General features: G+C 56.5%; 16 protein-coding genes, 2 tRNA genes and 3 rRNA genes. 7 read left to right on the top strand and 14 right to left on the bottom strand.

What is annotated here, in order from left to right; translation table 11 throughout:
* Nucleotides 1–3: 3 nt before the first annotated feature.
* Nucleotides 4–867, top strand: coding sequence for a methyl-accepting chemotaxis protein (locus KP808_RS26045; protein ID WP_407692675.1), 864 nt, complete (start codon nucleotides 4–6; stop codon nucleotides 865–867).
* A 71-nt stretch (nucleotides 868–938) separates the two neighbouring features.
* Here KP808_RS26045 and can read toward each other — a convergent pair whose 3' ends face one another.
* A complete protein-coding gene (gene can / locus KP808_RS04240) occupies nucleotides 939–1577 on the bottom strand; it encodes a carbonate dehydratase (RefSeq protein WP_002552086.1) in 639 nt (212 codons plus the stop codon).
* Nucleotides 1578–1747: 170 nt separating this feature from the next.
* On the opposite strand from can, the gene KP808_RS04235 reads away from it, so the two are divergent.
* Nucleotides 1748–2155 carry a serine kinase/phosphatase gene (locus tag KP808_RS04235; protein ID WP_230017503.1) on the top strand — a complete coding sequence of 136 codons (408 nt, stop codon included), beginning with the start codon at nucleotides 1748–1750 and terminating at the stop codon, nucleotides 2153–2155.
* A gap of 9 nt (nucleotides 2156–2164) precedes the next feature.
* Here the strand turns inward: KP808_RS04235 and rimI are convergent, their stop codons facing one another.
* Both rimI and KP808_RS04225 read right to left on the bottom strand, forming a co-directional pair.
* The gene (rimI, locus tag KP808_RS04230; protein ID WP_002552084.1) at nucleotides 2165–2617 is read right to left on the bottom strand and encodes a ribosomal protein S18-alanine N-acetyltransferase; all 453 of its coding nucleotides are present in this window, start codon (nucleotides 2615–2617) and stop codon (nucleotides 2165–2167) included.
* The gene (locus tag KP808_RS04225) at nucleotides 2610–3413 is read right to left on the bottom strand and encodes an energy transducer TonB (protein ID WP_230017502.1); all 804 of its coding nucleotides are present in this window, start codon (nucleotides 3411–3413) and stop codon (nucleotides 2610–2612) included. The genes rimI and KP808_RS04225 overlap by 8 nt, the downstream gene beginning before the upstream one ends.
* A 144-nt stretch (nucleotides 3414–3557) precedes the next feature.
* Here KP808_RS04225 and mksB point away from each other — a divergent pair, with 144 nt between their 5' ends.
* The 4 genes from mksB (at nucleotide 3558) to KP808_RS04205 (ending at nucleotide 9769) form a co-directional block, all read left to right on the top strand.
* Nucleotides 3558–4835: an Mks condensin complex protein MksB gene (gene mksB, locus KP808_RS04220; protein ID WP_002552082.1), complete on the top strand. Its 1278-nt coding sequence runs from the start codon at nucleotides 3558–3560 to the stop codon at nucleotides 4833–4835.
* The gene (gene mksE / locus KP808_RS04215) at nucleotides 4825–5532 is read left to right on the top strand and encodes an Mks condensin complex protein MksE (protein ID WP_002552081.1); all 708 of its coding nucleotides are present in this window, start codon (nucleotides 4825–4827) and stop codon (nucleotides 5530–5532) included. The genes mksB and mksE overlap by 11 nt, the downstream gene beginning before the upstream one ends.
* Nucleotides 5529–8348: an Mks condensin complex protein MksF gene (mksF, locus tag KP808_RS04210; RefSeq protein ID WP_058400505.1), complete on the top strand. Its 2820-nt coding sequence runs from the start codon at nucleotides 5529–5531 to the stop codon at nucleotides 8346–8348. Before mksE ends, mksF begins: the two co-directional genes overlap by 4 nt.
* A 173-nt stretch (nucleotides 8349–8521) precedes the next feature.
* Complete coding sequence (locus KP808_RS04205; protein ID WP_219170956.1) at nucleotides 8522–9769, top strand: right-handed parallel beta-helix repeat-containing protein; 1248 nt, start codon at nucleotides 8522–8524, stop codon at nucleotides 9767–9769.
* Nucleotides 9770–9899: 130 nt separating this feature from the next.
* Here the strand turns inward: KP808_RS04205 and rrf are convergent.
* The 11 genes from rrf to KP808_RS04150 all read right to left on the bottom strand — a co-directional run bounded on the left by rrf (nucleotide 9900) and on the right by KP808_RS04150 (nucleotide 21611).
* Nucleotides 9900–10015, bottom strand: a 5S ribosomal RNA gene (gene rrf / locus KP808_RS04200).
* A 148-nt stretch (nucleotides 10016–10163) separates the two neighbouring features.
* Nucleotides 10164–13056, bottom strand: a 23S ribosomal RNA gene (locus KP808_RS04195).
* 239 nt (nucleotides 13057–13295) lie between these two features.
* Nucleotides 13296–13371: transfer RNA gene (locus KP808_RS04190), tRNA-Ala, on the bottom strand.
* A 55-nt stretch (nucleotides 13372–13426) separates the two neighbouring features.
* Nucleotides 13427–13503, bottom strand: a tRNA-Ile gene (locus KP808_RS04185).
* An 83-nt stretch (nucleotides 13504–13586) separates the two neighbouring features.
* Nucleotides 13587–15125, bottom strand: a 16S ribosomal RNA gene (locus KP808_RS04180).
* Together the 16S, 23S and 5S rRNA genes with 2 tRNA genes alongside form the textbook arrangement of a ribosomal RNA operon.
* 498 nt (nucleotides 15126–15623) lie before the next feature.
* The gene (gene msrQ / locus KP808_RS04175; RefSeq protein WP_058408989.1) at nucleotides 15624–16256 is read right to left on the bottom strand and encodes a protein-methionine-sulfoxide reductase heme-binding subunit MsrQ; all 633 of its coding nucleotides are present in this window, start codon (nucleotides 16254–16256) and stop codon (nucleotides 15624–15626) included.
* Nucleotides 16256–17269, bottom strand: coding sequence for a protein-methionine-sulfoxide reductase catalytic subunit MsrP (gene msrP, locus KP808_RS04170; RefSeq protein WP_058408990.1), 1014 nt, complete (start codon nucleotides 17267–17269; stop codon nucleotides 16256–16258). The genes msrQ and msrP overlap by 1 nt, the downstream gene beginning before the upstream one ends.
* Before the next feature lie 63 nt (nucleotides 17270–17332).
* Nucleotides 17333–18184, bottom strand: coding sequence for a CDP-diacylglycerol--serine O-phosphatidyltransferase (pssA, locus tag KP808_RS04165; protein ID WP_019741330.1), 852 nt, complete (start codon nucleotides 18182–18184; stop codon nucleotides 17333–17335).
* A gap of 144 nt (nucleotides 18185–18328) precedes the next feature.
* A complete protein-coding gene (gene ilvC, locus KP808_RS04160; RefSeq protein ID WP_002552076.1) occupies nucleotides 18329–19345 on the bottom strand; it encodes a ketol-acid reductoisomerase in 1017 nt (338 codons plus the stop codon).
* Nucleotides 19346–19392: 47 nt separating this feature from the next.
* A complete protein-coding gene (gene ilvN / locus KP808_RS04155) occupies nucleotides 19393–19884 on the bottom strand; it encodes an acetolactate synthase small subunit (protein ID WP_002552075.1) in 492 nt (163 codons plus the stop codon).
* 2 nt (nucleotides 19885–19886) lie between these two features.
* Complete coding sequence (locus KP808_RS04150) at nucleotides 19887–21611, bottom strand: acetolactate synthase 3 large subunit (RefSeq protein WP_058400386.1); 1725 nt, start codon at nucleotides 21609–21611, stop codon at nucleotides 19887–19889.
* Between the two features lie 397 nt (nucleotides 21612–22008).
* Between KP808_RS04150 and KP808_RS04145 the strand changes: the two genes are divergently transcribed.
* Complete coding sequence (locus tag KP808_RS04145) at nucleotides 22009–22425, top strand: DUF4124 domain-containing protein (protein ID WP_058400377.1); 417 nt, start codon at nucleotides 22009–22011, stop codon at nucleotides 22423–22425.
* Nucleotide 22426: the final 1 nt, after the last annotated feature.

Below are 22426 nucleotides of genomic sequence, written 5' to 3'. Positions count from 1 at the left end.
CGCATGCGCACTAACCTGCACGGCACGATTGATCAGATATATGCAGCGGCGACGCAGTTGTCGCAGTCGGTCCAGGAGATGGGCACCATCGCCGAAGCCAGTGCGCTCAATCTGCAATTGCAGAACAACGAAATCGAGCAGGCCGCGGTCGCCGTCAACCAGATGAGTCAGGCGGCCATCGAAGTAGCAGGCAACGCCAGCAGCACCGTGACCGAATCACAGGCGTCGACCCAGGCGGCAGCGCAAGGACAGGAAAAACTGTCGGCGACGATTCTTTCGATCAAACAACTGACTGAAAACGTGCTGGACTCCTCGCATCAGGCTGAAGGACTGGCCGAGCGCACACAGAGCATCAGTAGCATCCTCGATGTGATTCGCGCAATCGCTAACCAGACCAACCTGCTGGCCCTGAACGCCGCCATTGAGGCAGCCCGGGCGGGCGAAGCCGGGCGCGGATTTGCCGTGGTAGCTGACGAGGTTCGTTCACTGGCGCAACGCACCAGCGCCTCGACAGCAGAAATCGAAGGGCTGATCAGCGGCGTGCAGCAAAGCACTCAGCAAACGGCCAGCTCGTTGCGCCACACGGCAACGCAAGCCAGCCTGACGCTTGAGCAAGCTGCATCAACCGGCGAAGCATTGACCGTGATCATCCATTCAACGGGCACCATCAACGACCGCAACCTGCTGATTGCCAGTGCCGCAGAACAGCAAGCCCAGGTTGCGACTGAAGTAGACCGCAACCTGAGCAGTATCCGCGACCTGTCGAGCCAGACAGCGTCAGGCGCGCAGCAGACCACCGTGGCGAGCAATTCGCTGTCGATGCTGGCGGCTGATCTGAATCTGATGGTGCAGCGTTTCGTGCTGTGATGCCCTGCCTGCCGCCAACCAGTCGTCGCGAAAACAGACTGGCTGGCGATAGTGCAACCTGAGGGCGGCTATCAGTCCTGCGGACGCAGACGGTACTGCGGCGGCAACTGCTCGAAACCGCTGATGGTCACGTCGAGGCTTTTCCAGCGACCGTCCTTGATGCCGTAGATGCAGCCATGCACAGACAGGCTCTGCCCACGGTGCCAGGCGTTCTGCACAATGCTGGTGTGACCGACGTTGGCCACTTGCTGAATCACGTTCAGCTCGCACAGACGGTCGACACGTTCTTCCTCGGTCGGCAGCTTGGCCAGCACTTCACGGTTTTCGTAATACAGATCACGAATCGTGCGCAGCCAGCCGTCGATCAGGCCGAACTGGCGGTCCTGCATGGACGCGCGTACACCGCCGCAACCATAGTGGCCCGTCACCAGAATGTGTTTGACCTTCAACACGTCCACCGCGTACTGGATCACCGACAGGCAGTTGAGATCGGTGTGCAACACAACGTTGGCCACGTTGCGATGGACGAACAGATCACCGGGCAGCATGCCGACGATCTCGTTGGCCGGGACACGTGCATCCGAACAACCGATCCACAGGAACTCAGGTGTTTGCTGGCGGGCCAGCTTGGCGAAAAACTCTGGGTCTTCCTGCTTTATCGCATCGGCCCAGCGTGCATTGTTATCAATCAGGTCTTGTAGCTCGTTCATGCTTTGACGCCTCGATAATGATGCCCAGCCTTGGACTGGAGTCGAATCCTTCAAGTCACGCCTATTTGCCACTACTGAAAAAATTCACCAAAGCTCGTCGGTCAACAAAAAGGAATCTTCAAAGTCATGGCCGGTCCATTTTTTACGACCACCTGAAATGAGGATTTCCCATGAACGATTCACGCCGTCCGTTCGGTGCTACCGAACCGGAACCCATCGACGATAACGAAGACCGTATGGGCTCCGTGGAAACACTCGACTTCGACGAAGAAGATCCTGCCCGTATTGGTGATCTTATCCCTGAAGACGAACTGCAACATGAAATTCCGGATCAGCGTGTGCGTGAGGCAGGCCTGACCGGTGCCTCGACTGACGATCACCATTCGACCGATGACGATCTGTCTCCGGAAACCCTGATCCGCGAAGACGGTGCCCGTTCACCGAATGAGCAGGGCGAAGACGATCCTGCCGACCTGGAGCTGACGGTAGTCGATGAAGATGACATCGGTGGTGGCAACGGTCTGGACGAGGAGGAACTGGCAATCATCGACCCGCTGGATGGCAACACCCAGCGCTGACAGCCAGCACTATTCGAAAAGCGTGCAGGCCATGACCACAGCGTCTTCGCGGCCGCCGACTGCCGGGTAGTAATCGCGACGCCGGCCTATCTCGTTGAAACCGTAGTTTTCATACAGACGATAGGCTGGACGATTACTGTCACGCAGCTCCAGAAAGCATTCCCGAGCGTTTAGCTGATAAGCACGCTTCATCAGATGGTCCAGCAGCAGCAAGCCAAGACCACGGCCCTGATTTTCAGGTTTGACGGTGATGTTGAGCAGATGCGCTTCATCGATGATGACCTGAATCACACCGTGCCCGACCTGCTGCGCGCCCTCGAACATCAGCCAGATCTCGTAGGACTTGAGGCCATCGAGAAAGATGCCGCGTGTCCAGGGATGGCTGAACGCTGCGTATTCGATTTTCAGCACCGCATCCATGTCGGCTTCGGTCATGGGGCGGAAGGTTACGGCATCACTCATCGATCGATTTCCAGCGCGTCATCAGCCGACGCATGGCTTTCCAGACATCGGCCTTGCGCTCAGGCTCGTCCATCATTAATTCGAGACCCGGCAACGCCCAGGCAGTACCCAGACCTTCGATCTGCAATTCGCGGTTATAGGATTCGGCGTCGGCTTCACCGGCGAACTTCATCGACGGCAAACCGATCAGCCACAGGCACGCACAGGGTTCGTCCTCAAGCCGGGCACCGACAAAGCCTTGCACGAAGTCGCGCGCCGCTTCCGGGCCCTGATCCATCTGACCACGCACCAACAACGGCCAGCGCACCGGTTCGCCGATAATCTGCGGGCTGTCGGGCAGACCGGCAGCCCGCAGCATGTCCTTGAGCAGCAGGTAGGACGGATCGCGGCTCTGAAACGGCTGGCCGGTGGTCAGCTCTACCAGCAGCATGCAACGCCCGGCACGCAGCAATTGCAGGGCAAAACGCGGTGGCGGCACAACCGCGGCCTTGGGCGGCGCAGGCGCGACCTCTTCGACCGGAGCAACCGTGCGCGTGCTGGCCAGTGACGGACGCGGCACCTCGACCTTCGGGCGCTCGGGCTGCCGGGCGATCGGCACAACGTTCGCAGCTTCGACCGGCGCAGCGTACGCAGATGGCGCGGCAGCAGGCGCAATGCTCTGCACCTCGAGCGGCAGCGGTAACGGCGCAAGCAGCTCCGGACGCGAGGGCGCAGCGAATGGCAGTTCTGTGCGCGGCAGCCAGTTGACCACCTGCATGGCGGTCAAATAAGCGCGGCGACGGGACTCGTTGAGCAAGGGTCAGCCACCTGTGGATAAGTTAAGCGCGCAATTCTAGCGTTGTTCGCCTTTTTGCGCTGCAGCATATCGCCCGCAGGTGAAATATCAGGCGACTGATGCAGTACAATTGCCGCTTTTCACTTGCCAACAGTCGGCCTAACGATGATCGAACCCAAGCGCGTCCTGCGCGCCCTTGCCGAGCACTGGGCGCTACTCGAGCCCTTATGCGAACACTTCGACCAGGGTACGTTGAGCCTGAGCGAGCTGCGCCTGCAATTGGGCGCTCAGCAGCAGGACAGCACCCCGCAAGACATCACCAACCTGCTGGACGTGTGGATTCGTCTGGACATTCTGGTGCCCGTCGCGAAAAGTCCGAACCGCTTTGAGCTCAACGCACAGATCCATGACTTCCTGTCCTACCTGCGCCGCGAGCACCGGCTGGGCCTGTGCCTGGAAATCGAGGCTTATCTGCGCCATCTGGAGCGCCTGGCCGGTTACATTCAGGACGCGTTCGATATTCGCGATGCCAATGATCTGGCCAGGCAGCTGCGACTGCTGGACATGCGCGTGCGCGACGTTCTCAAGAAGCTCGCCAACGATGAACAGGCACTGGTCGCGGTAGCCGACCGGGCCAAGACCAGCGACCGGCAGATCCCCTTGCGCCAGCGGTATGCAGAAGTTCTGGCCACCTGGGACGAATACGTCGAGCCGATGATTCAACTGGTCAATGCCGACGGCGCTTTCGAACAGGGTGTGCGCAAGGTCGAGAATGTGCTGCTGCGCCTGCTGACCGAGCAACAACGCCTCGGTCATCTGGTCGATGACGACATGCTGCTGCGCACCCATGCGCGCATTCTGGAGATGCAGACCAGCGCCCAGCTGACCTTGCGTCATGCACGCGAGCTGCTGTTGCCGCTGCGCGAGGAGGCACGTCGCCACAACGCGGTGACTCGTGGCGCGGCGCTGGCCCTGTCGGCGATTCGGCGCAAGGGCCTGGACGCAGTGCCACAGGCTGCCATGCCATTGTTTACCCGCCCGCAAAGTACCTTTCTGGGCAGTGCGAGTCAGGTCGAGGCTTACGTCTATGCCTTGGCGCGCTTTGAACCCAAGCCTGCGAAATTCCCCAAGGCCAGTGGTACACGCAAGGGCGAACCGCCCCGCGCGCCACGTACGGTCAAGGAAATGCTCGAGCGCTGCGAAAGCGCCCTGCCGATGCCTGACCTGATGGTCTGGCTGCTGGAGCAGGAGCCGACTGGCGAAACCGACGAGCTGTTGTACTGGTTCTCGCGGTTGTCGCGGGACAAGCGCTTCGCCCGTGAACGCCTCGAGCGTCGCGAATATTTCACCCGGGAGCACCGCGTCAGCCTGCGCTCCTTTGCCCTGCTCGCCGCAAAAGACGAGCAGCCAGAGCATTCCGAGAGCCCTGTTCATGCATCTTGATCTATCCGAAATGTCCCAGCTCGCGCCGATCTTTCGCGAGCTGTTCAAGGGCTATCACATCAGCCGCCGTGACCCGGAGCTGTATGCCCAACTCTCCAACTGCCAGGACCAGTACCGCGCGCTGTTCAAGGCACTGGGCTACGAACTGATCTGCGACACCCGCGGTTTCTACTATTTCGTGCCTGAACTGGCCGCCGCGCAGGTCAACAAGACCGCTCAGCGTCTGGCGCTGTTCACCTTCATCCTCGTCGAGCATCTGGCCGATCAGGGCCGTGACCCGATGGCCGTGCTGGATGGCGGCAGTCTGGGCCGTGACGAACTGCCTTCGATGCTGGAAAAGTACCGGGACCTGTTTCTTCAGGCGGAAGTGCAGACCCAGGAAGAGCTTGAAGAGAAGATCATGCGCCGCATGACGCAACTGGGTTTTGCCAGTGAAGAGGTCGGTATCTACCGCTTCCTGCCGCCGATGCACCGTTTTCTCGATGTATGCCTGTCGGTGCAACAGGACCGCGATCTGGCGGCCAGCCTGCATAGCGCCCTGCCACTGCCAACGCCTGTGCTCATCGATGATGACAGCGACGAGAAGCTGCTGGAAACCGATGACCCTCTGGACCTGGCTGAATTCGGTGAAGAAACCGAGGAAGAGGCACTGGCCCGGGCAATCGCCGATGAGCAACGACAGGAGATGGACACATGAGCCAGGAACGTTATGGCATCCGCCGCTTTGCCCTGTTAAACACTGCCGGTTACAGCCTCGGCCTGTTCCCGCTGGAAAACCCGCTGTCGGTGTATGGCGCGAACAACCTGGGCAAGAGCGCCTCAATCAACGCTCTGCAATTCCCGATTCTGGCGCGCATGTCGGACATGAGCTTCGGCAAGTACAGCCTTGAGCAGTCCCGGCGCTTCTACTTTGCTACCGACACCAGTTACATTCTGGTGGAAGTCTCCCTGCCCCACGGCCCGCATGTAATTGGCGTGGTAGGCCGCGGCCCGGGTGGCGGTTTCGGCCATCAGTTCTTCGCCTATGCCGGCGAGCTGGACCTGGGTCATTACCAGAAGAACGACACCTGCCTGCGTCAGAAAGAGCTGTTCAGCAACCTGGAAAGCCAGGGCCTGAAAGCCTACGAACTCAAGCCGGACGAGCTGCGCCGCCTGTTGGTAGGCGGTCATACCTCGATCCCGCTGGACCTGACCCTGATCCCGCTGCGCTCCACCAGCGAGCAGAGCCTGAAGACGTTCCGTGCGCTGTTCATCAACCTGCTACACATGCGCGAAATCACGGCAGCCAAACTCAAGCAGCTGTTTCTCGATGCCTTCGAGCACAGCCTGCGCTCGGGCAGCGTCGACTACATTGCCGCCTGTGAAGAAGCTTTCCGCGACGTGCGGCGCATGGAACAGGATTACAACTCGCTGGTACTGGCTGGCCCGCTGGTCGAGGCGCTGGCTGCCGGGGTCAAACAGCGTGATCTGTTGCGTGGCAAACTGCATCGTCTGTCGCCAATCCTTGATTCACTGCTTGGCACCTGGTCGGACTACTCTGGCGCGCGCAAGGAAGAACTGGTCGCTCAGGCCGAGCATTACCGTGCTCAGCAGGATGAGATGCAGAACGATCAGCGCAGCAGCACTCAGGAACTGATGCGTCTGGAGCGCGAGATCAGCAGCATCCAGCGCTGGGTCGGCGAGCTGTCGGTGCTGAAGAATCGTTTCGCGCTGGTCGATGACGTCAAGGTGCTGGAGCAGCAACTGCTCGCAGCCAAGGATGCTCACGATGAACTGGCCGGTGCACTGGCCCAGTCGCGGCAGTTCAGCGCCGAAGATCTGGACGAGCGTCTGCGCGATCTGGAGAAACGCCTCAAGTCGGTCAAACAACAGCTCGACCATGCGGACAACAACAGTTACGCCCGTCTGCGTGAAGAGTTCTCCCAGCCGGATGTAGAACGCCTGATGCGCCTGTTCAACAGCGCGCTGTTCAGCTTGCCATTGGGTGAGCAAGGCATTGCGCTGGACGATGGCGATGCGTGGGTAAAATCGCTGGAGACCATTCTGGATGGCTTCAAAGGCGATCAATTCACCGTACCCGGACTGACCATCAACCTGTCGAGCATCGAACCTCCTGCCCTGCAGGCGCTGGCCGATCGTGCTGCGCTGCGCGATCAGAAAGAGCGCCTGGAAAAAGAACTCAAGCAACTGAAAACCCAGCAGGCTGTGGCCGCCGACCGCGCGGCGAGCAAGACCCAGACCGAGGCGCTGTATCAACAGGTGCTGGATGCTCAAAAAGCACTTGAAGACTTCCGCCGCTGCCAGACCTTGAGCGCGGAGGAGTCCGGCAAGCTGGAAGAGCTGGCGCAGATGGAAGCCGCTCAGGATGAACTGAAACGCTCCAGCGATGCATTCACCGAACGCGTCCAGCAGCTCTCGGCCAAGCTGCAACTGATCGCCCGTCAGATTGGTGACATGGAATCCAAGCAACGCACGCTGGACGACGCGCTACGTCGCCGCCAGTTGTTGCCTGCGGATCTGCCGTTCGGCACGCCGTTCATGGACCCGATTGATGATTCCATGGATAACCTGTTGCCACTGCTCAACGACTACCAGGACAGCTGGCAAGGTCTGTTGCGCAGCGATGGGCAGATCGAAGCGCTGTATGCCCAGGTTCGCCTCAAGGGCGTGGCCAAGTTCGACAGCGAGGACGACATGGAGCGTCGCCTGCAACTGCTGATCAATGCCTACGCACACCGTACCGATGAGGCGCTCACACTGGGCAAGGCTCGTCGCGCTGCGGTTACTGACATCGCCCGTACCCTGCGCAATATTCGTAGCGACTACGACAGCCTCGAGCATCAACTGGCGCTTTTCAACCGCGAGATCAACAAACGTCAGGTGTCGAACCTTGCAAGCTTCCGTATCGTGCTCGCCCCTAACAAGGAAGCGCTCAAGCACATCGACCAGATTATCCACAGCGCCGGGCAATATGAAGAAGGCGAGACGCTGTCGGTTTTCGACCTGAGCCAGAGCGCCGAGCAGGACAACAAGAACGAAGAGGCCAAGGAGTATCTGGCGCGACTTGTGGCTGCCAACCATAACCAGTTGGGCTTGAAGGACTTGTTCGAGCTTGCATTCGAGATCACCAAGGTCAATGGTCAGCCGGTTATCCACACCGATATCGACGGCGCAGCTTCAAACGGTACGACGATGACCATCAAGGCATTGACCAACATGTACCTGTTGCTGCACTTGATGGATCGGGATCAGGCTGGTCGGGTGCGCCTGCCTTATTACCTCGACGAAGCAGCAGACATTGATGAGAAGAACCAGGCTGCGCTACTGGAAACGAGCCTGCAGCTGGGCTTCGTTCCGATTCTGGCCAGTGTGAAGCCACAGGTATCGGCCCATGTGGCCATCGACCTGGAAGGTGGCAGCGGGCCTAACGGGATATACATCGATGAAGCTGACTGGAAATACATTCAGCGTCGTGACGACGTCAAGCCAGCGGTGCCAGAGTTGGCTTCGTAAGGGCCGTTAGCTGTAGCAAGAAGGCCGCATGAGAATGCGGCCTTTTTTATTGTCTTCGAATTGAGTGAGGCCATAGTGCAGGCCTTGCACAAACAGACTCTTTATTCATTGAATTCACAATGGGGTGCAGCAAACACGCATACGATTACGAGAGGCTGGCCTGGAGTGACCTCATGAAAACCATACTGTTGACGGTCTTGCTGACCGTTGCTGCAACAGCGCATGCAACCGACTACTACGTTGCCCCCAATGGCGATGATTATGCTGCCGGTACAAAAGCCGCACCGTTGCGATCCATCATGCGTGCACAGCAAGCCGCAAAAGCTGGCGACACGGTGTACTTTCGCGGCGGAGTCTATGCCTACACAGCAGGCATCAACAGCTGCGCTACCCGTACAGACACCGTCAATGCCATCACCCTGAACAACAGCGGCAGCGAAAACAAACCTATACGTTACTGGGCCTATCCGGGCGAAACACCAGTGTTTGATTTCTCGGCCATGAAAGACGATTGTCGCGTCAAAGGCTTCAACGTTACCGGTAGCTGGTTACACCTGAAGGGGCTGGAGGTAACGGGCGTGCCGCAGCAGCCGGATAACCATCTCAATCACGAGTCCTGGGGCATCTGGAACAGCGGCAGCCACAACACTTTCGAGCAACTCAACTTGCATCACAACATGGGGCCAGGCCTGTTCATTCAGAACGGCGGTTATAACCTGGTACTCAATACCGACTCCCACCACAACTACGATCCTTACACCTCAAACGGCGCAGGTCAGAGCGCTGACGGCTTCGGCGCACACATCAAGGCGGGGCATCCAGGCAACGTATTTCGCGGTTGCAGAGCCTGGGCCAATTCCGACGACGGCTTTGACCTGATCAATGCCTTCTCGCCGGTAACCATCGAAAACTCGTGGGCATGGCAGCAAGGCTACCTGCCTGGCACGCACACCAAACTTGAAGCGGGCAACGGCAATGGCATCAAAGCGGGCGGATACGGTGGCAAGTATGTGCCCAACGGTGTGAAACATATCGTCCGTAATTCAGTTGCCTTCGACAACAAATCCGCCGGTTTCTACGCCAATCACCATACATTGGCACTGGACTTCATCAACAACACGGCTTTTTCCAATGGCGCAAACTACAACATGGCAGGTATCGCGCCAGATGGCTCGCTGATTCCTCTCGGCCACCTGCTCAACAATATTGCCTACAAGGGACGGTTGACCGTAAACAGCGAAGGACTGGATATGGCCCACAACTCATGGGCATTGCCAACGCCTGTAACCGACGCTGACTTTGAAGATGTCTCGGAGACTGGTTGGGATGCGAAGCGCCAGCCAGACGGAAGCCTGCCAGTACTGAGCAGCTTCCATCTGCGGCCCGGCAGCAGGCTGGCAGGCATGGGGGCGTTCAACTGAGCTGGAGGGGGACTCTCTGGCTTCAGTACTGAAAGGTGGGGTTATGAGTTCAGGAGAATGCAGAGGTTTGTGGAACCCCAGACAAACAAAAACCCTCAACGCGTAAGCGATGAGGGTTTCTGGAATTTAATCTTGACGATGACCTACTCTCACATGGGGAAACCCCACACTACCATCGGCGATACATCGTTTCACTACTGAGTTCGGGATGGGATCAGGTGGTTCCAATGTTCTATGGTCGTCAAGAAATTCGGGTACCGAATCGTGCCGTGCGGCGCGCTTCAGCAAATCGGGTATGTGATAGCTCGGTGCGGTTGTGACGCAAACTTTCGGTTCGTGTCGTCTTCACAGTCACCGCAATCTGGTCGTTCGACTCAAATTGCTTGGGTGTTATATGGTCAAGCCTCACGGGCAATTAGTATTGGTTAGCTCAACGCCTCACAGCGCTTACACACCCAACCTATCAACGTCGTAGTCTTCGACGGCCCTTTAGGGAACTCAAGGTTCCAGTGAGATCTCATCTTGAGGCAAGTTTCCCGCTTAGATGCTTTCAGCGGTTATCTTTTCCGAACATAGCTACCCGGCAATGCCACTGGCGTGACAACCGGAACACCAGAGGTTCGTCCACTCCGGTCCTCTCGTACTAGGAGCAGCCCCTCTCAAATCTCAAACGTCCACGGCAGATAGGGACCGAACTGTCTCACGACGTTCTAAACCCAGCTCGCGTACCACTTTAAATGGCGAACAGCCATACCCTTGGGACCGGCTTCAGCCCCAGGATGTGATGAGCCGACATCGAGGTGCCAAACACCGCCGTCGATATGAACTCTTGGGCGGTATCAGCCTGTTATCCCCGGAGTACCTTTTATCCGTTGAGCGATGGCCCTTCCATACAGAACCACCGGATCACTAAGACCTACTTTCGTACCTGCTCGACGTGTCTGTCTCGCAGTCAAGCGCGCTTTTGCCTTTATACTCTACGACCGATTTCCGACCGGTCTGAGCGCACCTTCGTACTCCTCCGTTACTCTTTAGGAGGAGACCGCCCCAGTCAAACTACCCACCATACACTGTCCTCGATCCGGATAACGGACCTGAGTTAGAACCTCAAAGTTGCCAGGGTGGTATTTCAAGGTTGGCTCCACGCAGACTGGCGTCCACGCTTCAAAGCCTCCCACCTATCCTACACAAGCAAATTCAAAGTCCAGTGCAAAGCTATAGTAAAGGTTCACGGGGTCTTTCCGTCTAGCCGCGGATACACTGCATCTTCACAGCGATTTCAATTTCACTGAGTCTCGGGTGGAGACAGCGCCGCCATCGTTACGCCATTCGTGCAGGTCGGAACTTACCCGACAAGGAATTTCGCTACCTTAGGACCGTTATAGTTACGGCCGCCGTTTACCGGGGCTTCGATCAAGAGCTTCGCTTGCGCTAACCCCATCAATTAACCTTCCGGCACCGGGCAGGCGTCACACCCTATACGTCCACTTTCGTGTTTGCAGAGTGCTGTGTTTTTAATAAACAGTCGCAGCGGCCTGGTATCTTCGACCGGCGTGGGCTTACGCAGTAAATGCTTCACCCTCACCGGCGCACCTTCTCCCGAAGTTACGGTGCCATTTTGCCTAGTTCCTTCACCCGAGTTCTCTCAAGCGCCTTGGTATTCTCTACCCAACCACCTGTGTCGGTTTGGGGTACGGTTCCTGGTTACCTGAAGCTTAGAAGCTTTTCTTGGAAGCATGGCATCAACCACTTCGTGTTCTAAAGAACACTCGTCATCAGCTCTCGGCCTTAAGATCCCGGATTTACCTAAGATCTCAGCCTACCACCTTAAACCTGGACAACCAACGCCAGGCTGGCCTAGCCTTCTCCGTCCCTCCATCGCAATAACCAGAAGTACAGGAATATTAACCTGTTTTCCATCGACTACGCTTTTCAGCCTCGCCTTAGGGACCGACTAACCCTGCGTCGATTAACGTTGCGCAGGAAACCTTGGTCTTTCGGCGTGGGTGTTTTTCACACCCATTGTCGTTACTCATGTCAGCATTCGCACTTCTGATACCTCCAGCAAGCTTCTCAACTCACCTTCACAGGCTTACAGAACGCTCCTCTACCGCATCATCAAAAGATGATACCCGTAGCTTCGGTGCATGGTTTGAGCCCCGTTACATCTTCCGCGCAGGCCGACTCGACTAGTGAGCTATTACGCTTTCTTTAAAGGGTGGCTGCTTCTAAGCCAACCTCCTAGCTGTCTAAGCCTTCCCACATCGTTTCCCACTTAACCATGACTTTGGGACCTTAGCTGACGGTCTGGGTTGTTTCCCTTTTCACGACGGACGTTAGCACCCGCCGTGTGTCTCCCATGCTCGGCACTTGTAGGTATTCGGAGTTTGCATCGGTTTGGTAAGTCGGGATGACCCCCTAGCCGAAACAGTGCTCTACCCCCTACAGTGATACATGAGGCGCTACCTAAATAGCTTTCGAGGAGAACCAGCTATCTCCGAGCTTGATTAGCCTTTCACTCCGATCCACAGGTCATCCGCTAACTTTTCAACGGTAGTCGGTTCGGTCCTCCAGTTAGTGTTACCCAACCTTCAACCTGCCCATGGATAGATCGCCCGGTTTCGGGTCTATTCCCAGCGACTAGACGCCCTATTAAGACTCGCTTTCGCTACGCCTCCCCTATTCGGTTAAGCTCGCCACTGAAAATAAGTCGCTGACCCATTATACAAAAGGTACGCAGTCACCCAACAAAGTGGGCTCCCACTGCTTGTACGCATACGGTTTCAGGATCTATTTCACTCCGCTCTCCGCGGTTCTTTTCGCCTTTCCCTCACGGTACTGGTTCACTATCGGTCAGTCAGTAGTATTTAGCCTTGGAGGATGGTCCCCCCATATTCAGACAAGGTTTCTCGTGCCCCGTCCTACTCGATTTCATTGCAAAGGGATTTTCGCGTACAGGGCTATCACCCACTATGGCCGTCCTTTCCAGAACGTTCCGCTAATCCCAATACAACTTAAGGGCTGGTCCCCGTTCGCTCGCCACTACTAAGGGAATCTCGGTTGATTTCTTTTCCTCAGGGTACTTAGATGTTTCAGTTCCCCTGGTTCGCCTCTTGCACCTATGTATTCAGTACAAGATAACCATCTTATGATGGCTGGGTTCCCCCATTCAGACATCTCCGGATCACAGTCTGTTTGCCGACTCCCCGAAGCTTTTCGCAGGCTACCACGTCTTTCATCGCCTCTGACTGCCAAGGCATCCACCGTATGCGCTTCTTCACTTGACCATATAACCCCAAGCAATCTGGTTATACTGTGAAGACGACATTCGCCGAAAGTTTGCATTCACAAACTTTACCTTAGCCCGGACACACACCAGTGAAAGAGGTGCCCGGTCTATTTCTTTCTATCACATACCCAAATTTTTAAAGAACGATCTAATCAAAGACTAGAAATCAACATTCATGCATTGATCGTCAGGATCAATGGAATGCTCATTTCTAAGCTTTCAAACAGAAGCAGTAAGTGGTGGAGCCAAGCGGGATCGAACCGCTGACCTCCTGCGTGCAAGGCAGGCGCTCTCCCAGCTGAGCTATGGCCCCGTATTTCTACATACCGTGGAGGCGTCTACTCTGACCAGCTATCTCACCAGTAAACTGGTGGGTCTGGGCAGATTCGAACTGCCGACCTCACCCTTATCAGGGGTGCGCTCTAACCAACTGAGCTACAGACCCGAACTCGGGCGCTGCTTCTAATCGTCTTCTTCAATGAATCAAGCAATTCGTGTGGGTGCTTATGGTGCAGCTGAGTCGTCGATTAAGGAGGTGATCCAGCCGCAGGTTCCCCTACGGCTACCTTGTTACGACTTCACCCCAGTCATGAATCACACCGTGGTAACCGTCCCCCCGAAGGTTAGACTAGCTACTTCTGGTGCAACCCACTCCCATGGTGTGACGGGCGGTGTGTACAAGGCCCGGGAACGTATTCACCGCGACATTCTGATTCGCGATTACTAGCGATTCCGACTTCACGCAGTCGAGTTGCAGACTGCGATCCGGACTACGATCGGTTTTGTGAGATTAGCTCCACCTCGCGGCTTGGCAACCCTCTGTACCGACCATTGTAGCACGTGTGTAGCCCAGGCCGTAAGGGCCATGATGACTTGACGTCATCCCCACCTTCCTCCGGTTTGTCACCGGCAGTCTCCTTAGAGTGCCCACCATAACGTGCTGGTAACTAAGGACAAGGGTTGCGCTCGTTACGGGACTTAACCCAACATCTCACGACACGAGCTGACGACAGCCATGCAGCACCTGTCTCAATGCTCCCGAAGGCACCAATCCATCTCTGGAAAGTTCATTGGATGTCAAGGCCTGGTAAGGTTCTTCGCGTTGCTTCGAATTAAACCACATGCTCCACCGCTTGTGCGGGCCCCCGTCAATTCATTTGAGTTTTAACCTTGCGGCCGTACTCCCCAGGCGGTCAACTTAATGCGTTAGCTGCGCCACTAAGAGCTCAAGGCTCCCAACGGCTAGTTGACATCGTTTACGGCGTGGACTACCAGGGTATCTAATCCTGTTTGCTCCCCACGCTTTCGCACCTCAGTGTCAGTATCAGTCCAGGTGGTCGCCTTCGCCACTGGTGTTCCTTCCTATATCTACGCATTTCACCGCTACACAGGAAATTCCACCACCCTCTACCATACTCTAGCTTGCCAGTTTTGGATGCAGTTCCCAGGTTGAGCCCGGGGATTTCACATTCAACTTAACAAACCACCTACGCGCGCTTTACGCCCAGTAATTCCGATTAACGCTTGCACCCTCTGTATTACCGCGGCTGCTGGCACAGAGTTAGCCGGTGCTTATTCTGTCGGTAACGTCAAAACAGTCACGTATTAGGTAACTGCCCTTCCTCCCAACTTAAAGTGCTTTACAATCCGAAGACCTTCTTCACACACGCGGCATGGCTGGATCAGGCTTTCGCCCATTGTCCAATATTCCCCACTGCTGCCTCCCGTAGGAGTCTGGACCGTGTCTCAGTTCCAGTGTGACTGATCATCCTCTCAGACCAGTTACGGATCGTCGCCTTGGTGAGCCATTACCTCACCAACTAGCTAATCCGACCTAGGCTCATCTGATAGCGCAAGGCCCGAAGGTCCCCTGCTTTCTCCCGTAGGACGTATGCGGTATTAGCGTCCGTTTCCGAGCGTTATCCCCCACTACCAGGCAGATTCCTAGGCATTACTCACCCGTCCGCCGCTCGCCACCAGGTACAAGTACCCGTGCTGCCGCTCGACTTGCATGTGTTAGGCCTGCCGCCAGCGTTCAATCTGAGCCATGATCAAACTCTTCAGTTCAAACATCTAACTGGGTTTTGAGAAAACCCTAAACTTGGCTCAGCAATCGTTGGTTACATCTTTGATTTCTCGCGGAGTAACTTGGGTTGCTGATAATCTGTTGACTTCAGTCGACACCACAAGCACCCACACGAATTGCTTGATTCAGTTGTTAAAGAGCGGGTGGTTAAGAGCTTTCGTCTCAACCGAGGCGCGCATTCTACAGCGTCTCTTGTATCTGTCAAGCGGTTATTTTAAGAAGTTTTCAAAGTTTCCTTTGCAACTTCAACCACTTGCGCTTCGATCAACTCTGCAGTTGCTCATCAGCGGGAGGCGAATTCTACAGCGTTACAACCGCGTGTCAAACTCTTTTTTCTCACCGCTGTCGATCACTGCTGACTCGACCTCCTTCCTCGCTGACTCTTCACTCCAAACCCTTGTAAACTATTGATCTACAAGGCTTTTTCGTTTCCGTCTGCGCCGGAAGTGGGGCGAATTATAGACAGATCACAGAGGGCGTCAACCGTTATTTTGAACTTTCTTCGATCCTGCCGCCGCAGAACCGCCAAGACGCGGGATTCGCCTTGTAATCACTGGAATCCGCAGCAGCAACAGGAACGCACCTATCCCCGCATACAGTGCCCATTCCTTAAGGTCAGCCCTGACAATCCAGAACATGTGCAGCAAGCCCAGCCCCAGAATCACGTATATAAGCCGGTGCAGCTTCTTCCAGCGCGCCCCGAGTCGACGCTGACTATAGCGATTGGACGTCACCGCCAAAGCCAACAGCCCGAGAAACGCCAACGCACCCACGATGATATAAGGACGCTTGACCAGCTCCACGCCCAACTGGCCTAAATCCAGCCCGAGGATGAACAGCGCATACATCGTCATGTGCAGCACTACATAAGCAAAACACCACAACCCCAGTTGACGACGGACAACGATCCATCCCGGCCAGCCGGTCAGACGCTGCAAAGGCGTCATGGACATTGTGATCAGCAACATCACCAGAGTCGCCAGCCCGAAGTTCTCTACCAGAACCTTGCCCGGATCAGGACCCAGGGCAAAGATCCATGCCTGATAGAGCCACCAGACCGGCGCAACACACGCGGCGAGAAATACAGCCAGACGCCAGAACGGGTATCGCATCAATAGTCCTTCCTCAGATCCATACCGGCATACAAGGCACCCACCTCCTCCTCATAACCGTTGAACATTTTCGTGTCGCGCAGATTCGGACTGAATAGCCCACTCGGCAAGCGACGCTCTCGGGCCTGGGTCCAACGAGGGTGATCCACCGTCGGGTTAACGTTGGCATAGAAGCCGTACTCATTTGCCGCAATGCTTTGCCATGTGGTCTTCGGCTGCTCACTGACCAGACTGATACGCACGATGGACTTCACACTCTTGAAGCCATACTTCCAAGGCACCACCAAACGCAGCGGCGCGCCGTTCTGATTAGGTAATTCACGCCCATACATGCCCACCGCAAGGATCGCCAACGGATTCATCGCTTCATCCAGTCGCAGCCCCTCTACATACGGCCAGTCGATGAGGGCAAAGTCAGAGCGTTGCCCAGGCATGGACTTTGGGTCTTCAAGCGTTTCGAAGCGAATGTATTTGGCCTTCGAGGTCGGCTCTACCTGCTTAAGCAGTGCAGAGATCGGAAAGCCCATCCAGGGAATGACCATCGACCAGGCTTCGACGCAGCGCAGCCTATAGATCCGCTCCTCCAACTGGTAAGGCTTCATGAAGTCTTCCAGCGCATAGCGGCCCGGCTTGCCGACTTCACCATCGATCACGACGCTCCACGGTTCAGTCTGCAAGGAACCGGCATTTTTTGCCGGATCGCCCTTGTCGGTACCAAACTCGTAGAAATTGTTGTAGTGGGTGGCGTCCTTGAACGGCGTGATCGCCTCATCCTTGACATTGACCGCCTGCCATTTAGTGGACGCAAGTTTGTCGGCGAACCACCCCGGCGCTTTCCCGGGCTCTACATCCGCATAGCGCGAAGCATCTGCAGCGCTTGCCCAGCGCGGCAGCGCCGTGACGGCCAGACCCGCAAGCGAGCCGCCGAGCAATGTACGTCGAGAGAGATAGATGGATTCAGGCGTGACGTCCGACTCTTTGGAGTCGGACGCAGAAGGAAGCTTGATTAGCATAATGACTCCACAGCCTAAGGGAACTGATGCACCAGTAGACTACGGAGTATGGTGGAAATTAGATCATTGAGAGGCTTTATGACGACGCAATAGATACTGAATAGGTCCCGACAGTGCGTAGGCGAGGAATATCAGCAGCAGAATGCGTGGCGGGTCGCTGAATACCACGGCAAACACCAGCACCACGGCCAGAATCGCAACAAAAGGTACACGCCCTTTCAGGTCCAGCTCCTTGAAGCTGTTGTACTTGATGTTGCTGACCATCAGCATGCCTGCAGCCGCAACCAGCAAGGCCACCAGGAACGACAACTTCGAACCCTGAATCCCGAAATCACTGAACGCCCAGACCGTGCCAGCTACAACACCTGCCGCAGCAGGGCTAGCCAGGCCGATAAAGTAGCGTTTGTCAGCCTTGCCGACCTGAGTGTTGAAGCGCGCCAGACGCAATGCCGCGCCCGCCACATAGATGAAGGCCACCATCCAGCCCACCTTGCCCATGTCACCCAATGCCCAACCGAATGCCAGCAACGCGGGTGCCACACCAAAGGCGACCATGTCGGACAAGGAGTCGTACTCGGCACCAAACGCGCTTTGGGTATTGGTCATGCGCGCAACGCGACCATCCAGCCCGTCGAGGACCATGGCGACGAAGATCGCAATGGCAGCGAACGCGAAATACTTGCTCGCACCAGCGGTATCACCTGCACTCATCGCGCTTTGTGCACTCATGGAACTGATGATGGAGTAAAAGCCAGCGAACAGGTTCGCGGTGGTAAACAGGTTGGGCAGCAGATAGATACCGCGATGCCGGACCTGCCGGCCTTCGGCGTCATGGCCTTCTTCCACATGTTCATCGATAGGTAGCAGACTTTCAGCGTCGGAGGCCTTGTTGGGCTCCTCGGGACGTTCGCTCATGGAGATTACCTTGCAGCGGTATGAAAAGGTTCGACAGAGGTCTGCCGCGAGGGTTCGGCGGCAAACGATGCAGCTTTATACCAGAGCCTGACCCATAACGAAAAAACGCGACCGATTGGCCGCGTTTTTTTGCGAAGCTAAAGCTTAGTTCTTGTCTTTGTCGACGATTTTGTTGGCAGCGATCCAAGGCATCATCGAGCGCAGTTTCTCGCCGATGATTTCGATACCGTGGGCAGCGTTGTTACGACGCTTGGCGGTCATCGAAGGGTAGCCGGTAGCGCCTTCGCTGATGAACATCTTCGCGTATTCACCATCCTGGATGCGCTTCAGAGCGTTGCGCATGGCCTGACGGGATTCAGCGTTGATGACTTCAGGGCCGGTCACGTACTCGCCGTATTCGGCGTTGTTGGAGATCGAGTAGTTCATGTTGGCGATACCGCCTTCGTACATGAGGTCAACGATCAGCTTCAGTTCGTGCAGGCACTCGAAGTAGGCCATTTCCGGCGCGTAGCCAGCTTCAACCAGTGTTTCGAAACCAGCTTTTACCAGCTCGACAGTACCGCCGCACAGAACAGCCTGTTCGCCGAACAGGTCGGTTTCGGTCTCGTCCTTGAAGGTAGTTTCGATGATACCGGTACGGCCGCCGCCAACGCCCGAAGCGTAGGACAGGGCAACGTTCTTGGCGTTGCCGGAAGCATCCTGATAAACCGCGATCAGGTCAGGAATACCGCCACCCTTGACGAACTCGGTACGTACGGTGTGGCCCGGAGCCTTTGGCGCGATCATGATCACGTCGAGGTCAGCGCGCGGTACAACCTGGTTGTAGTGAATCGCGAAGCCGTGGGAGAACGCCAGTGTTGCGCCCTTTTTCAGGTTCGGCTCGACTTCGTTCTTGTACAGCTGGGACTGGAACTCGTCCGGGGTCAGAATCATGACCAGGTCGGCAGCAGCAACGGCGGAAGCAACATCAGTCACTTTCAGGCCATGAGCCTCGGCCTTGGCGACAGTAGCCGAACCTTTACGCAGGCCAACAGTGACATCAACGCCGGAGTCTTTCAGGTTGCACGCTTGAGCGTGGCCTTGCGAACCGTAACCGATGATGGCGACTTTCTTGCCCTGGATGATCGAAAGGTCACAGTCTTTGTCGTAGAAAACTTTCATGGAAATCCCCTGTTATCTTGGCCGTTCAGGCCATTTGCTTAATTGATTTAAATGCTCAGCACTTTGTCGCCACGGGCAATGCCCGTTACGCCACTGCGTACTGTTTCCAGGATAGCGGCGGTGCCGATGGCCTGAATGAAGCTGTCCAGTTTGTCGCTCGTGCCGCTCAGCTGCACGGTATAAACGCTGGCGGTCACGTCGACGATCTGCCCGCGGAAGATATCCGTGGTGCGTTTGATCTCGGCACGCTGCGCGCCAGTGGCCTTGACCTTGACCAACATCAGCTCGCGTTCGATGTGAGCGCTTTCCGACAGGTCGACCAGCTTGACCACTTCGATAAGTTTGTTGAGGTTCTTGGTGATCTGCTCGATCACCTCATCATGGCCTACGGTGGTGAGCGTCAGACGCGACAGGGTCGGGTCCTCGGTCGGCGCAACCGTCAGGCTTTCGATGTTGTAGTTGCGCTGGGAGAACAGACCGACGACGCGAGACAATGCACCCGGTTCGTTTTCCAGCAGCAGGGAAATGATATGGCGCATGATTATGTCCGCTCCGTCTTGCTCAACCACATATCGCGCATGGAGCCGTCCTTGATCTGCATCGGGTAGACGTGCTCGGTCACATCGACCTGAATATCCATGAACACCAGACGATCAGTCATGGCAAAAGCTTCTTCCATCTTCGGCTTCAAGTCCTTCAGGTCAGTGATACGCATGCCGACGTGGCCATAGGCTTCGACCAGCTTGACGAAATCAGGCAGCGATTCCATGTAGGAATGCGAGTGACGCGAGCCATAGCTCATGTCCTGCCACTGACGGACCATGCCCAGAACACCGTTGTTGAGCAGGATGATCTTCACCGGCAAGCCGTACTGCAGGCAGGTCGACAGTTCCTGAATGTTCATCTGGATACTGCCTTCGCCGGTCACACAGGCAACGTGCGCATCCGGAAAGCTCAGCTTGACGCCCATCGCAGCCGGGAAGCCAAAGCCCATCGTGCCCAGACCGCCCGAGTTGATCCAGCGGTTCGGCTTGTTGAAACGGTAGTACTGCGCAGCGAACATCTGATGCTGGCCGACGTCGGAGGTGACATAAGCGTCGCCATTGGTGACTTCGCACAGCGTTTCGATAACGGCCTGCGGCTTGATGACCGTGCCATCGCCATGGTTGTAAGGGAACAGATCACCCGTACCGCGCCACTCGTCAATCTGCTTCCACCACGCCGCAACGGATGCCTTGTCGGGTGTTTCGCCGATCTCTTTCAAGGTGGCGACCATTTCGGTCAGCACGCTTTCGACAGGACCGACGATAGGCACGTCGGCCTTGATGGTTTTGGAGATCGAAGCCGGGTCGATGTCGATGTGGATGATTTTTGCGTTCGGGCAGAACTTGCTCGCGCCATTGATGACACGGTCATCAAAGCGCGCGCCTACAGCCAGAATGACGTCAGTGTGGTGCATCGCAAGGTTGGCGGTGTAGCTGCCATGCATCCCGAGCATGCCGACGAACTGGCGGTCAGTGCCCGGATAGCAGCCAAGACCCATCAGGGTATTGGTGACCGGAGCGTTGAGCAGTTGTGCCAGTTCGGTCAGTTGCGCCGACGCATTGCCCATGATCACCCCGCCACCGGCGTAGACGATAGGACGCTTGGCCGCCAGCAGCATCTCGACGGCTTTGCGGATCTGACCGGAATGGCCACGAACCGCAGGGCTGTAGGAGCGCAGCTTGGCTTTTTTCGGGAAGACGTATTCGAACTTCTCGGCCGGGTTGGTCATGTCTTTCGGAATGTCGACTACTACAGGACCCGGACGACCGGACTGCGCCAGGTAGAAAGCCTTTTTCAGGACTTCCGGGATTTCCGACGGGTGCTTGATCATGAAGCTGTGCTTCACGATCGGCCGGGAGATACCGATCATGTCGGTCTCCTGGAACGCATCGGTACCCACCAGCGTGCTCGCTACCTGACCGGACAGAACCACCATCGGAATGGAGTCCATGTACGCCGTGGCGATACCGGTAATGGCATTGGTTGCACCCGGGCCGGACGTCACCAGCACCACGCCCGCCTTGCCGGTAGCCCGCGCATAGCCGTCGGCCATGTGCGTGGCAGCCTGCTCGTGGCGAACAAGGATATGGCTCACCGCCGGTTCTTTGAACAGGGCATCGTAAACATGCAGGAGGGCACCACCCGGGTACCCATAGATATGCTCAACGCCTTCGTCACGCAAAAAGCGGACGACCATTTCAGCGCCAGATAAAAGCTCCACGTTGTTCACCTCTAAAACGCCAGAATACCGCCCACTCCGGGACGGGTCTTAATAGGTTTACTGCCAGCAGAGCATGAGCGACGGTGGTCGCCGACTACGTCAGCACTGACTGAGCAAGTATTGGGAGGTCCCTGAGTGTTGCGGAACATTCCCACCCAGCGCGAGGTAACGCGTTGCGGGTGTTACAGGTCGGCGCGGGTGTGCGCCTCATGATCTACTGAGAGGGTCTGCTTCTGGCAGTCCTTCTACAGCGAACTTTGGATTGTTGTGATTCCCCCCCTTCAAGTCAAGTGATCCGTGCGCTTTCTTGACAGCGGACTGGCGAAATCGCACCGTTTCGGACTGAAATGCACCGTTATGGTAGTTTTCTGTATGCACAGACTCTCAAGGACACGACATGCATTGGATGATTCTCGCAGCCGCACTGGCCCTCAGCACAACCAGCCAGGCCGCCTCAATCTATAAGTGGGTCGACGCCCAGGGCGTGACGCATTTTGATGCTCAACCCCCCACCGGCCAGCAGGTACAGGAAATCAATGTGCAGAAGCCGCCGCCTGCCGCTGCACCGAGCACTCCTGCGGACGACGGAGCCGCACAGCAACGCGCCATTGAGCAGAAAGTCAAAAGTCAGGTGAAAGCTCAGGAAGCGAAACGCGCGGAAAATTGCGAAACCCTGCGCACCAATCTTGCGCAGTTGCAGAACAATCCGCGAGTGCGCGAGCAGGTTGGAGGAGAATCGAGGCGTCTTACGGAAGAAAACCGCAAGACGCGTACCGAAGAAACCGAGAAAGCCATCAGCGAATTCTGTCGCTAGA

This window comes from Pseudomonas savastanoi (assembly GCF_020917325.1).
Taxonomy (GTDB): Bacteria; Pseudomonadota; Gammaproteobacteria; order Pseudomonadales; family Pseudomonadaceae; genus Aquipseudomonas; species Aquipseudomonas amygdali.
This window is presented reverse-complemented; position numbering and strand designations above follow the sequence as displayed.